Here is a 14,521-nt window from a genome sequence, read left to right as displayed (position 1 = left end):
CTTAATCCTCGCGTAACAGGTTGACGTAGCGGCGGGTCACGGCCGTCAGGTCATGGCCAGTCAGCGGAAACTCGATTCCACGCGGCGCGTCGGCGGGAAGATTATCGAGCAGGGCCAGCCAGCGGTCGGCGGCCTGATCCGGCGGTACCGCGCGGAATTTCTCATGATGGGGCTCCGCGGCTTTCACATGAATATAGCTGACCGCCGGCGCAAGGTGACGTGCCGCCTCTTCCGGCGAGTCGCCGACCCACAGCCAGTTGCCCATATCAAACGTTAAGGTGATCGGCAGCTGATTGACCCGGCAGGCGGCTTTGAAGCGCTGCATCGGCGCCAGCTGGCCGCAGTCGGTCTGGTCATTCTCTACCACCAACGCCATGCCGCTGTCGCTGAGGATATCGCGCAGCTCATCCAACTGCTGATTGTGGAGGAAATGGCCCAGGGAGAGCTTCAGCCACAGGGCATTCAGGGTTTGCGCTTCCGCGAGCAGCGCCGGGAGTGCCGGGTTGAGCTCGCCGTTATCGGCGAACAGCGCCTGCGGCGCGGAGTAGCAGGCCAGCAGGCCGTGGCGCTCAATGGTGGCCGCCAGCGACGGCAGAGCGTTGAGCTCTTCCGCGCTGCACAGCTCACGGCGGATTTCGACGCCGTCCGCACCGGCGTCGGCGATAAACGGCAGGACGGCGGCCTGGCCGCCTAAGGATTTAACATGGTCATTACCATACGCAGCGGTAACGACAATAATTTTTCTGGCCATCGCGCTCTTACTCCCGGCGTTTGTTGCTTAATCTCCTTAATACGCTAGATGGTATCGGTTCCATAAGAAAGGGCGAGATGTTTAATTTATGATCGGCATCACGAAGGATCGTTAACGGGAGGTTGATCCGCGGACGATAAGCTCGCCGGAGAAGACCCGCTCGCGGATGGGGTCGTTAGTGCCGGCAATGCGCCGAATCACCTGTTCGACCGCGGCGTAGCCGATCTGCCACGTCGGCTGTTTGAGGGTGGTAATACCGACGCCAGCCAGCTCCGCCCACTCCAGTTCGTCGAAGCCCAGCAGGCCGATATCGCTGCCCCAGATCAGGCCGACGCGCTTCAGGGCACGGGCCACCTGCAGCGTCAGCGCGCCGTTGGCGGAAATCACTGCTTTACGCATCCCGCGATGGCGGGCGTGGAACTGGCGCAGGACGTTGTCCATCATCGCGCCGTCGTTGAGCGGTACTTCGGCGTTTTCAGCCACCACGCCGTGGTGGCGGGTGAGGGTGGCGCGAAAAGCGCTCAGACGCTCGCGGCGGGTATTCACCGAGCCCAGCGGTTCGCTGAGAAACAGGATGGCCTCAAATCCTTTCTCCACCAGGTGTTCGGTGGCGGTGGTAGCGGCCTGGGCGTTATCAAGCCCGACCACATCGCAGGCGAAATCGGGGATTTTACGGTCAATCAGCACCATCGGCAGGGCTGACTGCTGCAGGCGGTTCAGGCCATCCTCACGCATGCCGACCGCGTTGACCACGATGCCTTCCACCTGGTAGCTGCGCAGCAGGTCCAGGTAGTGCAGTTCCTGATCCAGCTCGTTATTGGTATTACACACCAGCAGAGTGAAGCCTTTTTCCCGGCAGGCCGCTTCAATGCCGCTCATGACATTGACCGAGTAGGGGTTGGTGATATCGGCGATGATCAGGCCAATAAGGCGGGTTCGGCCGTGCTTGAGGCCGCGGGCCATCAGGCTGGGGCGGTAGTCGAGTTCGGCAATGGCTTTTTCAATACGTGATAACAGATCGTCGGAAAGCAGATGCTTCTCGCCGTTGAGATAACGTGAAATGCTGGTTTTGCCGGTCTTTGCGGCTTTCGCCACATCGCTGATAGTTGCACGCGCCGCTTTCGCCATGGTGGCTTCCTTTGCTGAAAATCTGCCAACACATTAGCGCGAAAAATAGCGATATCAAGCATTTTGCCCGGCAGAGCGGCTGCCGGGCGACATGAGGATGCGCTTATTGCAGCGGGCTGAGGGTAATTTCCACGCGACGGTTCTGCGCTTTGCCTTCTGCCGTGCTGTTGCTGGCGATAGGATTCGCCGGCCCCATGCCGGTGGTACGAATGCGGTTGGCCGCCACGCCCTGCGTGATCAGCGCGCTGGCGACGCTGTCTGCACGCTGTTGCGACAGACGCATATTCAGATCCTTGCTGCCGGTGCTGTCGGTGTAGCCGACCACGTTAACGGCGGTTTTCTCGTACTCTTTCAGTACCATGGCCACACCGGTCAGGGTGTTGGCGCCGGCCGGTTTCAGGTTGGCGCTGTTGCTGTCGAAGGTGACGTTATTCGGCATGTTCAGCACGATATTGTCGCCATTTCGCGTCACGCTAACCCCGGTTCCCTGCATCTTGTCGCGCAGCTTCGCTTCCTGCACGTCCATGTAGTAACCAATGCCTCCGCCGAGCGCCGCGCCTGCCGCTGCGCCAATCAGTGCGCCTTTGCCGCGGTCATGTTTGGAAGAGGAGAGCGCGCCGACGCCAGCGCCCACTAAGGAGCCAATACCTGCGCCAATACCGGATTTACCTGCTTCACGTTCACCGGTATAGGGGTTGGTGGTGCAGCCAGAAATGGCCAGAGTGCCGCTGACCAGCGCCGCAATCATAAGTACGCGTTTTTTCATTTAATGTCCTTAATCCTTTTTTTTCTTTGTCACAGCGAACGTGACGGTTGATTATGACGCGTGATTACGTAGAAAATTCCCCGGATACCATCTCATTTTGTAAATAACATTGAACGGTTGCCCATCACGCCGTCATGACACCTGCATTCGCTGACCAGGAGCCACCCTTGCCAACCTCATCTGCAACCAAAACCATCTTAACCGCCGCCCACTGGGGACCGATGCTGGTGGAAACGGACGGTGAAAACGTCCTCTCCTCCCGGGGCGCGCTGGCGACACCGTTTGCCAACTCGCTGCAAACGGCGGTGCGCGATCAGGTCCACAGCAAAACCCGCGTGCGCTATCCGATGGTGCGCAAAGGCTTCCTTGCTTCACCGGAAACGCCGCAGGGGGTCCGCGGTCAGGATGAATTCGTGCGGGTGAGCTGGGATCAGGCGCTGGATTTGATTGATGCCCAGCATCGGCGGATCCGCGAAAGCTACGGTCCGCAGTCGATTTTCGCCGGCTCCTACGGCTGGCGTTCTAACGGCGTCCTGCATAAGGCGGCCACCCTGCTGCAGCGCTACATGAGCCTGGCAGGTGGCTATACCGGCCATCTTGGCGATTACTCCACCGGCGCGGCGCAGGCGATCATGCCTTACGTCGTGGGCGGCAATGAGGTGTATCAGCAGCAGACCAGCTGGCCGCTGGTGCTCGAGCACAGCGAAGTGGTGGTGCTGTGGAGCGCCAACCCGCTGAACACGCTGAAAATTGCCTGGAACGCCTCCGACGAGCAGGGGATCCCGTGGTTCGACCGGCTGCGCCAGAGCGGCAAGCGCCTGATCTGCATCGATCCGATGCGATCGGAAACCGTCGATTTCTTTGGCGATTCGATGGAATGGATCGCCCCGCATATGGGCACCGATGTCGCGCTGATGCTGGGGATCGCCCATACGCTGGTGGAGAATAGCTGGCAGGATGATGCGTTTCTTACCCGCTGCACCAGCGGCTACGATATTTTTGCCCGCTATCTGACCGGCGAAAGCGACGGCGTAGCGAAAACCGCTGACTGGGCGGCGGCGATCTGCGGTGTGGAAGCAGATAAGATCCGCGAACTGGCGAAACTTTTCCATGAAAACACCACCATGCTGATGTCTGGCTGGGGCATGCAGCGCCAGCAGTATGGCGAGCAGAAGCACTGGATGTTGGTCACCCTGGCCGCCATGCTGGGGCAGATTGGCACCCCGGGAGGCGGGTTTGGTCTTTCCTACCATTTCGCCAACGGCGGCAACCCGACGCGCCGCGCGGCGGTGCTGGGCTCGATGCAGGGAAGCGTCGCCGGGGGCGTGGACGCGGTGGAGAAGATCCCGGTCGCGCGGATCGTCGAGGCGCTGGAGAATCCGGGGGCGGACTATCAGCACAACGGCATGGCGCGTCGCTTCCCCGACATTCGCTTTATCTGGTGGGCCGGCGGGGCCAACTTTACTCATCATCAGGACACCAACCGATTGATTCAGGCCTGGCAGAAACCGGAGCTGATCGTCATCTCCGAATGCTTCTGGACCGCCGCCGCGCGCCATGCCGATATCGTCCTGCCGGCGACCACCTCGTTTGAGCGCAACGATCTGACCATGACCGGGGATTACAGCAATCAGCATCTGGTGCCGATGAAGCAGGTGGTCGCCCCGCGAGATGAAGCGCGCGACGATTTCGCAGTTTTTGCCGACCTCAGCGAACGCTGGGAAGCGGGCGGCCGCGAGCGCTTCACTGAAGGGAAGAGTGATTTGCAGTGGCTGGAGACCTTCTATCAGATGGCCGCCCGGCGCGGCGCCCAGCAGCAGGTGACGCTGCCGCCGTTTGCCGAATTCTGGCAGGCTAACCAGCTGATTGAGATGCCGGAGGAGCCGGAGAATGCCCGTTTTGCCCGCTTCGCCGCCTTCCGCGACGATCCGCAGGCCAACCCGCTGAAAACGGCGAGCGGTAAAATTGAGATCCACTCACCAACCATCGCCGCCTTTGGCTACGCCGATTGCCCGCCGCACCCGATGTGGCTGGAGCCCGACGAGTGGCATGGCAACGCCGAGGCAGGGCAGCTGCAGCTGCTGTCGGCCCATCCGGCACACCGTCTGCACAGTCAGCTGAACTATACCGCGCTGCGCGAACGCTATGCCGTCGCCGGACGTGAACCGTTGACCATCCATCCACAAGATGCGCAGGCGCGCGGGATTGCCGATGGCGATTTGGTGCGGGTGTGGAACGCCCGCGGTCAGGTGCTGGCCGGCGCGGTGGTGACGGAGGGGATCCGCCCGGGGGTGATTTGCCTGCATGAAGGGGCATGGCCCGACCTGGATCCGCTGGTGGGCATCTGCAAAAACGGGGCGGTGAACGTCTTAACCAAAGATATTCCGACATCCCGGCTCGGCAACGGCTGTGCCGGGAACACCGCCCTGGCGTGGCTGGAGAAATATACCGGCCCGGCGCTGCCACTTACAGCATTTGATCCGCCGGCCAACGCATAATCCACGTCGGGTGCTGAGTGTCGTCCTGCCATGCGCAGTCTTCAATCCGGAAGCCCTGCGCATGGTAGAAACTGACCGCCGATTCGTTCTTCTGGTAAACCTCAAGGCTAAGCCAGGCGTAGTGCTGTTTGACTTCATTCAGCAGCGCCCGGCCAATGCCCTGGCGGATGGCGTCCGGCGCGACAAACAACGCGCCGACGAAGCGGGAGTCCAGCACACTAACAAAGCCTTTTAATACTCCGTCGCGCTCCCAGACCCAGGAGCTGGCGGCGGGAAGATAGACATCCCGTACCACCGCGATGCTGTCGCGCCAGTAACTTTCGCTGATAAAGGGATGAGCATGAATCGTGCTGTCCAGCCACAGCGCCAGCAGCGGAGCGGTATCTTTAGTGTCCCACTTGCGGATCATCCTGACCTCCAGGGTGACAGAAGCAGCCGGTGACATGGTCGTTGACCAGCCCACAGGCCTGCATAAAGGAATAACAGATTGTCGAGCCGACAAATTTAAAGCCGCGTTTTTTCAATGCCTTCGATAGCGCATCTGAGGCCGGCGTCGTGGTGGGAATTTCTGCCAGCGTCGCGGCGCACGTTACCTGCGGCTCATTGTTGACGAAGGACCAGACAAAATCAGTGAACGACTCGCCATTTTCTTCCATCGCCAGGTAAGCGCGGGCGTTGCCGATAATGGCCTGAATTTTTCCCCGATGGCGAATGATGCCGGCATTCTGTAGCAACTGCTCGACATCATCTTCCCCCATCGCTGCCACGCGTACCGGGTCGAACTGGTGAAAAGCCTGGCGGTAGTTCTGCCGTTTTTTTAACACGGTGATCCATGACAAACCGGCCTGCTGGCCCTCAAGGCAGATCATTTCAAACAGCTGACGGCCCTCTTTTTGCGCCACACCCCATTCGGTATCGTGATACTCGATATATAACGGATCCTGGCTCACCCATCCGCAACGTTGCATTGATATTTCTCCCTCTACGCTAAAAAAGTGAACGCCCGGCTTGACGGCTGAAAGATAAAGATAATAGTTAATACAGGGAAATCGTATCCCCAAAAAAAACACAGCAATATTGCCGATTCGGCTCTTTTCTGGAGTCGCATTAATGATAATAAAGAAATGCAATGGCCTCCGGGGCTTCTTGATCCCGGCGAGCATATCCGTCTGGGTGTTGTATGTCTCTGGAGCGAATGCCTGGCAACAGGAATATATCGCTATCGATACAAAAAGTAATACGCCGGAACGCTATACATGGGATAGCGATCACCAACCACGTTACGAAGATATTCTTGCTGAGCGGATGAAGTCTTCAGAGACGCCCGGCGGCCTGGCATTAAACCAGGCGCTGGCGCCACCGGACAGCAGCCGTGGTCAGAGCGTCGGCTGGAATTATCTGCTGGCAAATGGCATGACCTCCGGGCCGGTGGCCAGCCTGCGCAGCGACGTCACCGCGCCGGTGACGAGAAGCGCGGGCGAGACGGGGTATGTCAACACGCTCGGCTGGCGCATGGATTATCAGTCGCTGTGGGGCGTACATCCCTGGGCTCAGGTGAGCTATAACCAGTCGCTCGCCAGCGATGCCTGGTCGTCGACGACCCGCGCCAGAGAAGGCGGCTGGAGTGATGTCACCCTGGGTGCCGATATGCAGTTGGGATCCCACGTGGCAGCATGGGCGACGCTGTCGCAGGCGGACAATGTCCCATCGGGGGAAAATACGCTCTATCTGATGGGCGTCAGCGCCAACTTTTAACCCGACATTGTTACGCGTTTGAAACGACACGGTTATTGTTAAATCTCAGTAATGGCGCATTTCTGTGAGATAGCGCACACTAACTTTTTCCCTATAATTCGCGGAATGAATGTTTTGCAATGTCATTCGTTCCGCCATTAATGCATTTCATTCCCTGCTGATGGCAGTTCATGCCTTTTTTCCCCACAGGATGAGGGGCCTTCGCTATTGTGGCGGCAGTTAATTTATCAGGACAACTGCTATGAACGCTGCAAACCGTCAATCGACCCGCTGGCTTACGCTAATCGGCACTATCATCACCCAATTTGCTCTCGGTTCGGTCTATACCTGGAGCCTGTTTAATAGTTCGCTGTCTGACAAACTGGGCGAGCCGGTTAGCCGGGTGGCTTTCTCCTTTGGCCTGCTGAGCCTCGGGCTGGCGCTCTCCTCGTCGGTTGCCGGGAAACTGCAGGAGCGCTTTGGCGTTAAGCGCGTCACGATGGCCTCCGGGATCCTGCTCGGTCTGGGCTTCTTCCTGACCGCGCACTCCAGCAGCCTGATGATGCTGTGGCTGAGCGCGGGCGTGCTGGTGGGGCTGGCGGACGGCGCCGGTTATCTGCTGACGCTGTCGAACTGCGTGAAGTGGTTCCCTGAACGTAAAGGGCTGATCTCCGCTTTCTCCATCGGTTCCTATGGTCTCGGTAGCCTGGGGTTCAAATTCATTGACTCCCATCTGCTGGCCACCGTCGGTCTGGAAAAAACCTTCGTCATCTGGGGCGCTATCGTGCTGGTGATGATTGTGTTTGGCGCGACCCTGATGAAAGATGCGCCGAATCATACGGCGACCACCGCGGCCAATGGCGTGGTAGAAAACGACTTCAGCCTGGCAGAATCAATGCGTAAACCGCAGTACTGGATGTTGGCGGTGATGTTCCTGACGGCCTGCATGAGCGGTCTGTACGTGATTGGCGTGGCGAAAGATATTGCCCAGGGGATGGTCCACCTGGATGTCGCCACGGCGGCAAACGCGGTCACGGTTATCTCGATTGCTAACCTCAGCGGCCGCCTGGTGTTAGGCATCCTGTCCGACAAAATCTCCCGCATTCGTGTGATTACCATCGGCCAGGTGGTGTCGCTGGTGGGGATGGCCGCGCTGCTGTTCGCCCCGCTGAATGCCATGACTTTCTTCGCCGCCATCGCCTGCGTCGCCTTTAACTTCGGCGGCACCATCACCGTCTTCCCGTCACTGGTGAGTGAGTTCTTTGGCCTGAACAATCTGGCGAAAAACTATGGCGTGATTTATCTGGGCTTTGGTATCGGCAGCATCTGCGGCTCTCTCATCGCTTCGCTGTTCGGCGGCTTCTACGTGACTTTCTGCGTGATCTTCGCCCTGCTGATTCTGTCGCTGGCGCTGTCCACCACCATTCGTCAGCCGAAAGGCAGAGTCTATAGCGAGGCGCATGCCTGAAACCTGCAGCCTGAAACGCGCCCCTGGTTAATCCCCTAAGCAAATAGTGCCAATCCAGCCAAATGTTTTGTAAATGTTTGGCTGGATCACATTCCCTCCTGATACTTTTCCCGTTCCCTGTGGTCTACTTATCGCGCTTTGTAGAGGTTTCTGATAACCAACCCTAACGCACCCTATTAGCCTACTGACTCGTGCCACAGCGTCAGGCGGTGTTTTATTCTTCTTTTTCCAGGTTTGCTTGCATGAAATATATTAGAACGATGACGCAGCAGAAGCTTAGTTTTTGGCTGGCGCTGTACATCGGCTGGTTTATGAACGTCGCCGTTTTTTTCCGGCGTTTCGATGGTTATGCTCAAGAGTTCACTTTCTGGAAAGGGCTTTCCGGTGTCGTTGAACTGGTTGCCACGGTCTTTGTCACCTTCTTCCTGTTACGTCTGCTGTCACTGTTTGGCCGCCGCATCTGGCGCATTCTGGCGACGCTGATTGTCCTGTTTTCCGCCGCCGCCAGTTACTACATGACGTTCCTCAATGTGGTGATTGGCTACGGAATTATCGCCTCGGTGATGACCACCGATATCGACCTGTCGAAAGAGGTTATCGGCTGGCACCTGATCCTCTGGCTGGTGGTGGTGAGTGCGCCGCCGTTGCTGTTCATCTGGAGTAACCGCTGCCGCCATACGCTGCTGCGCCAATTGCGCACCCCAGGCCAGCGGGTTAAAAACGTGCTGATCGTGGTGCTGGCCGGACTTATTGTCTGGGGCCCCATCCGCCTGCTTGAGCTGCGTCAGCACGATGTGGAGCGCCATTCGGAAGTGGATATGCCCAGCTACGGCGGGGTGATCGCCAACTCCTACCTGCCATCAAACTGGCTGTCGGCGCTGGGGCTGTACGCCTGGGCGCAGGTGGATGAATCCTCGGATAATAAATCGCTAATTAACCCGGCGAAGAAGTTTACCTACGTCGCCCCTGAGGGACTTGATGACACCTACGTGGTATTCATCATTGGCGAAACGACCCGCTGGGACCATATGGGCATCCTCGGCTATAGCCGCAACACCACGCCAGAGCTGGAGAAAGAGAAGAATCTCGTCGCCTTCCGCGGTTACTCCTGCGATACCGCCACCAAGCTGTCGTTACGCTGCATGTTTGTGCGTCAGGGCGGGGCGGAGGATAACCCGCAGCGGACGCTCAAAGAGCAGAACGTCTTTGCCGTGCTTCATCAGTTGGGCTTCAACGGCAATCTCTATGCCATGCAGAGCGAGATGTGGTTCTACAGCAACACGATGGCCAACAATATCGCCTACCGCGAGCAAATTGGCGCCGAGCCGCGCAACCGCGGCAAGAGCGTTGACGATATGCTGCTGGTGGAGGAGATGAAGCGCGGGATGGCGCAGGACAATGCGTCAGGTAAGCATCTGATCATCATCCACACCAAAGGCTCTCATTTTAACTACACCCAACGCTACCCGCGCAGCTTTGCCCAGTGGAAGCCGGAGTGCGTCGGCGTTGACAATAAATGCTCGAAAGCGGAGCTGATTAACTCCTACGATAACAGCGTGACCTACGTCGATCACTTTATCGTCAGCGTCCTCGACCAGCTGCGGGATAAGAAAGCGATTGTGTTCTATGCCGCCGATCATGGGGAGTCGATTAACGAGCGTGAACACCTGCACGGAACGCCGCGCAAGATGGCGCCGCCGGAGCAGTTCCGCGTGCCGATGATGGTGTGGATGTCGGATAAATACCTGGAGAACCCCGATCATGCCGCCGCGTTTGCCCATCTGCAGCAGCAGGCCGCGATGAAGGTGCCGCGCCGTCACGTCGAGCTGTACGACACCATTATGGGCTGCCTCGGCTATACCTCGCCGGATGGCGGGATCAATGAGAATAACAACTGGTGCCGCTGGAAAAAGTAAGGCACAGATTTTATTTTCAGATTCTCGGGTCTGTTTTCCCTTCCTGAGCCCAGGATAAGCTAATCCCTCGCCGGCTGACGTCGCGCGAGGGATTTTTTTCGCACAGTGGACGTGTCTGGCAGGTTGCCTCTTCTTCTTTGATTACCCTCCAGTTTCCTTGCTTCCCCTGTGCTCGAACTTTTCATGGAGAGAAAGGATGAAGGTAATAAAGGGGTTGGCCTTGCTGTGCCTGTTGATGCTCGCAGGCTGCCAGTCTGAGGAAGAGACCAGCCAGTTCCTGCTGGCCTGTAAATACGATGCGCCGGCGACGGTCGAAGCCATGCTGAATAACGGCATTGATGTGGATGGTCAGGATAAAACCGGCTTAAGTGGCCTGATGGTCGCTGCCGCGGAAAATCGTCGCGATGTGGTGGCGTTACTGCTTAAGCGTCAGGCGAAGCCGAATCTCCAGACGCGCCAGGGCGTCACGGCGCTGATGCTGGCGGCGGCGCGCGGCAGCGATGCCGCGATTATCGGCGATCTTCTCCAGGCCGGCGCGTCGGTAAATCAGATCAGCGTCGAGAAGAGTACGGCATTGATGTCCGCCATTGCCGACGGCGGGGACGTCAGAAACGACTATCAGCATATTCTGGCGATGAAAAAGCCCGATGCGCCTGTCGAGGAGGAGAGCGCGCTGGATAAAATTGTCGGCGCAACGGCGGCGAAATCGCTGGCGACGGGTAACCGCGCGCTGATGACCGAAGACATGGCGTTACAACTGGCACCCGGCGCGTTTAAGAAGAACGTCGACGAAATTGTGGCGCTGCTTATCAGGCACGGGGCGGACGTGAAGGCCGTCAATGCGTCAGGGGAATCGGTCTTTTTCCTCGCGGTCGATCACGCGCGTTCAGCGGAAACTATCACGACGCTGGCCAACGCCGGGGCGGACACCAGCCTGGCGGATAAATCCGGCACCACTCCGCTGATGCTGGCGGCGGCGGGGGATGATCCCAATCTGGTGCTGGCGCTGTCGGCCTCCGGTGTGGAGGTGGATAAGCCGAACCGTGAAGGGCTCACGGCGCTGCAGGTGGCGGCGGGTCAGGGGTCGCCTGCGGTGATCGCGGCGCTGGTGCAGCGCGGCGCAAAGGTGGACCAGCTCTCCGCCAACGACCTCAGCCCGCTGATGCTGGCGGTCAAAATGAATAATAAAGCCAGTGTCGAGGCGCTGCTTGAGGCTGGCGCCAGCGTCAATCTCAGCAATAAGGCCGGCTATACGGCGATTGGCTACAGCCGGGCCGGCGAGGTTCGCCAGCTGCTGCTGGCGCAGCATGCTGAGCTGAAGGGGCAGGCCGCGCATATGGCGCAAAGCGAACTCCAGTTTTGTGCCAATGCCTTTGCCGACAAGCTGGCATACAGCGACATCGCCCGCGCGGTAAATAACGATACCCGCCCGGACATCATGCGCCATCAGCAATCCTGTCCGGAGCTGGGGGAACTGACGATGCTGCTGGGGGAATTTAAATTCAACCCGGCGGGCTCGACCTATCTCGGTGAGCCGGTGACCTGTAAGATATCCGAGTATCGCAAAGCGTTTGAGGTGAGCTGCCGCTGAAAACAATGACCAACCGGCGATTCGCTGCTCAGGCTGCTGAGTTTCTCGCCGGTTGAGCGATTTTTTGAAAATAAGGCATTGACGGGTAGGCATCCCAGCAGTAAGATGCGCCCCGCATTCGGTGATTGGCGCAGCCTGGTAGCGCACTTCGTTCGGGACGAAGGGGTCGGAGGTTCGAATCCTCTATCACCGACCAAATTCGAAAAGCCTGCTCAACGAGCAGGCTTTTTTGCATCTATAGCCTGTGAGGATGAGAACCTCCGGGGGCAGAGGTTCGACTTGTGTTCCGTAGGCCCGCGCAAGCGCAGCGCCGCCGGGCATTATCCGTGTGCTACCGGCCAAAAATTCCACCAGAATCACAATTAACGTCTTTACCCACGTTTCCAGCCAGCTATTCGCTATTTTGTGACATCTTCCATTGCATTTTTTTATCGATGAACAGATCTTTTTTCGCGAAGCTTATGGCTAAATGTAGCATTTTCCGCTGTGCGCTTTAACGTTCGCGCTATTAATCGCTCACATATTGGTCACACAGCAAGAAATTTTTCTCATTTGTTGGAATTGTTTCCCTCTGCGTGTTGCAAATTATTAAGGTCTTTATTCTGCTTATCGGCCCGTAGCATAAATTTCTCTGCTGAAAATAGCGCCTTGAAGTTTTTTTAATCTTTGCCTGCCGTTTCTCACGCTGGATGTAAAACCCGGCTGGCTGTATTGACGTTTCCCCATTCTGTTGACAGATTGTAGGGCATGAGGGGCATTTCATGGAGAATCCGTACTGCAACTCAGTCGTTTTTGCGAAAGGAATCCCCATCTCTCTCTACGCCTTCGGGCACCACCGACTGGACCGGGTATATTCTAAATAGTTCGAGCTGCGGAAAGGCGGCAAGTGTACGAGCTCCCCTGAGCATAGATAACGATGTGACTGGGATGATCGAGCGCAGCCAACGCATCCGTCGTTTGAAATAGGACGAATAAAAATAAATAAAGGTCCGGCGGATATATGCAAACAACATCACAGTTTTGGAGCAGAATAATGAGTATTTCCTTGAAGAAATCAGGGATGCTGAAGCTTGGTCTGAGCCTGGTCGCCATGACCGTCGCCGCCAGCGTGCAAGCGAAAACCCTGGTTTATTGTTCTGAAGGCTCGCCGGAAGGCTTTAACCCACAGCTCTTCACCTCTGGCACCACCTATGACGCCAGTTCCGTACCGATCTATAACCGCCTGGTCGAATTTAAAACCGGTACGACGGAAGTTATTCCAGGGCTTGCTGAGAAATGGGAAGTCAGTCCTGATGGCAAAACCTATACTTTCCATCTGCGTCAGGGCGTGAAGTGGCAAGATAATAAAGACTTCAAACCAACCCGTGACCTGAACGCCGATGACATCGTGTTCTCCTTCGATCGCCAGAAGAATACCAATAACCCGTACCATAAAGTTTCTGGCGGCAGCTATGAATACTTTGAAGGGATGGGTCTGCAGGACCTGATTAGCGAAGTGAAGAAAGTGGACGATAAAACCGTCCAGTTCGTCCTGACTCGCCCGGAAGCGCCGTTCCTCGCTGACCTGGCCATGGACTTCGCCTCTATCCTCTCGAAAGAGTATGCCGATAACATGCTGAAAGCCGGCACGCCGGAAAAAGTGGACCTCAATCCTATCGGTACCGGCCCATTCCAGCTGCTGCAGTACCAGAAAGATTCCCGCATTCTGTATAAAGCCTTCCCGGGCTATTGGGGTACCAAGCCGAAGATCGATCGTCTGGTCTTCTCTATCACCCCGGATGCTTCCGTGCGCTATGCCAAGCTGCAGAAAAATGAGTGCCAGGTGATGCCGTACCCGAACCCGGCGGACATCGCGCGCATGAAGGAAGATAAGAACATTACCCTGCTGGAACAGCCGGGCCTTAACGTCGGTTATCTCTCCTTCAATACTGAGAAGAAACCGCTGGACGACGTCAAAGTTCGTCAGGCGCTGACCTACGCGGTTAACAAAGAAGCGATCATCAAAGCCGTTTACCAGGGCGCAGGCCAGGCGGCGAAGAACCTGATCCCGCCGACCATGTGGGGCTATAACGACGACGTTAAAGATTACACCTACGACCCGGAGAAGGCGAAGCAGCTGCTGAAAGAAGCGGGCCTGGAAAAAGGCTTCACCATCGACCTGTGGGCGATGCCGGTACAGCGTCCGTACAACCCGAATGCCCGCCGTATGGCTGAAATGATCCAGGCCGACTGGGCGAAAGTCGGCGTCCAGGCCAAGATTGTCACCTATGAGTGGGGTGAATATCTGAAGCGGGCGAAAGCGGGCGAGCACCAGACCGTAATGATGGGCTGGACCGGTGATAACGGGGATCCGGATAACTTCTTCGCGACCCTGTTCAGCTGCGCCGCGGCGAAAGACGGCTCCAACTACTCGCGCTGGTGCTATAAGCCGTTTGAAGATCTGATTCAGCCGGCCCGCGCTACCGACGACCACAACAAGCGTATTGAACTGTACAAACAGGCTCAGGTAGTGATGCATGACCAGGCTCCGGCGCTGATCATCGCCCACTCCACCGTCTATGAGCCGGTGCGTAAAGAAGTCAAAGGCTATGTGGTGGATCCGCTGGGCAAACACCACTTCGATAACGTCTCCGTCGAATAATAAGCACGATGCCTGACCCCCTCTCCCC

At 57.4% G+C, this 14,521-nt stretch carries 11 protein-coding genes and 1 tRNA gene; 7 read left to right on the top strand and 5 right to left on the bottom strand.

What is annotated here, in order from left to right; all coding sequences use genetic code 11:
- Window position 1 precedes the first annotated feature (1 nt).
- The 3 genes from CWM54_RS19985 to CWM54_RS19975 all read right to left on the bottom strand — a co-directional run bounded on the left by CWM54_RS19985 (window position 2) and on the right by CWM54_RS19975 (window position 2,645).
- On the bottom strand, window positions 2-751 hold the full coding sequence (locus tag CWM54_RS19985; RefSeq protein WP_100698238.1) for a sugar phosphate isomerase/epimerase family protein: 750 nt from the start codon (window positions 749-751) through the stop codon (window positions 2-4).
- Window positions 752-862: 111 nt separating this feature from the next.
- Window positions 863-1,879 (bottom strand): LacI family DNA-binding transcriptional regulator, encoded by a 1,017-nt coding sequence (locus CWM54_RS19980; RefSeq protein ID WP_100698236.1) that lies wholly within the window; start codon window positions 1,877-1,879, stop codon window positions 863-865.
- A gap of 103 nt (window positions 1,880-1,982) precedes the next feature.
- The gene (locus CWM54_RS19975) at window positions 1,983-2,645 is read right to left on the bottom strand and encodes an OmpA family lipoprotein (RefSeq protein ID WP_002921917.1); all 663 of its coding nucleotides are present in this window, start codon (window positions 2,643-2,645) and stop codon (window positions 1,983-1,985) included.
- Between the two features lie 167 nt (window positions 2,646-2,812).
- On the opposite strand from CWM54_RS19975, the gene CWM54_RS19970 reads away from it, so the two are divergent.
- Window positions 2,813-5,143 carry a molybdopterin guanine dinucleotide-containing S/N-oxide reductase gene (locus CWM54_RS19970; protein WP_061153001.1) on the top strand — a complete coding sequence of 777 codons (2,331 nt, stop codon included), beginning with the start codon at window positions 2,813-2,815 and terminating at the stop codon, window positions 5,141-5,143.
- On the opposite strand, the gene CWM54_RS19965 is transcribed toward CWM54_RS19970, so the two are convergent.
- Complete coding sequence (locus tag CWM54_RS19965; protein ID WP_100698234.1) at window positions 5,112-5,552, bottom strand: N-acetyltransferase; 441 nt, start codon at window positions 5,550-5,552, stop codon at window positions 5,112-5,114. The two genes, CWM54_RS19970 and CWM54_RS19965, sit on opposite strands and share 32 nt — an antisense overlap.
- Window positions 5,530-6,111, bottom strand: coding sequence for a DNA-3-methyladenine glycosylase I (gene tag, locus CWM54_RS19960; protein ID WP_061153003.1), 582 nt, complete (start codon window positions 6,109-6,111; stop codon window positions 5,530-5,532). The genes CWM54_RS19965 and tag overlap by 23 nt, the downstream gene beginning before the upstream one ends.
- 205 nt (window positions 6,112-6,316) lie before the next feature.
- Here tag and CWM54_RS19955 point away from each other — a divergent pair, with 205 nt between their 5' ends.
- From CWM54_RS19955 to dppA, 6 genes are all read left to right on the top strand, one after another.
- Window positions 6,317-6,898: an autotransporter outer membrane beta-barrel domain-containing protein gene (locus CWM54_RS19955; protein WP_165785948.1), complete on the top strand. Its 582-nt coding sequence runs from the start codon at window positions 6,317-6,319 to the stop codon at window positions 6,896-6,898.
- 241 nt (window positions 6,899-7,139) lie between these two features.
- Window positions 7,140-8,345, top strand: a complete 1,206-nt coding sequence (locus CWM54_RS19950) for an MFS transporter (RefSeq protein ID WP_100676319.1) — start codon at window positions 7,140-7,142, stop codon at window positions 8,343-8,345.
- A gap of 242 nt (window positions 8,346-8,587) precedes the next feature.
- Window positions 8,588-10,261 carry a kdo(2)-lipid A phosphoethanolamine 7''-transferase gene (gene eptB / locus CWM54_RS19945; RefSeq protein ID WP_061153006.1) on the top strand — a complete coding sequence of 558 codons (1,674 nt, stop codon included), beginning with the start codon at window positions 8,588-8,590 and terminating at the stop codon, window positions 10,259-10,261.
- A 196-nt stretch (window positions 10,262-10,457) separates the two neighbouring features.
- Window positions 10,458-11,852 carry an ankyrin repeat domain-containing protein gene (locus CWM54_RS19940; RefSeq protein ID WP_100698232.1) on the top strand — a complete coding sequence of 465 codons (1,395 nt, stop codon included), beginning with the start codon at window positions 10,458-10,460 and terminating at the stop codon, window positions 11,850-11,852.
- 119 nt (window positions 11,853-11,971) lie between these two features.
- Window positions 11,972-12,048 (top strand) — tRNA-Pro (locus CWM54_RS19935).
- A gap of 837 nt (window positions 12,049-12,885) precedes the next feature.
- Entirely contained in the window at window positions 12,886-14,493 is a 1,608-nt protein-coding gene (dppA, locus tag CWM54_RS19925; protein WP_061153008.1) for a dipeptide ABC transporter periplasmic-binding protein DppA, read from the top strand.
- Window positions 14,494-14,521: the final 28 nt, after the last annotated feature.

Source organism: Klebsiella sp. D-Nf1, from assembly GCF_002810515.1.
Classification (GTDB): domain Bacteria; phylum Pseudomonadota; class Gammaproteobacteria; order Enterobacterales; family Enterobacteriaceae; genus Klebsiella; species Klebsiella variicola.
The sequence above is the reverse complement of the archived record's forward strand: the minus strand, read 5'-3'. Positions and strand labels throughout refer to the sequence as shown.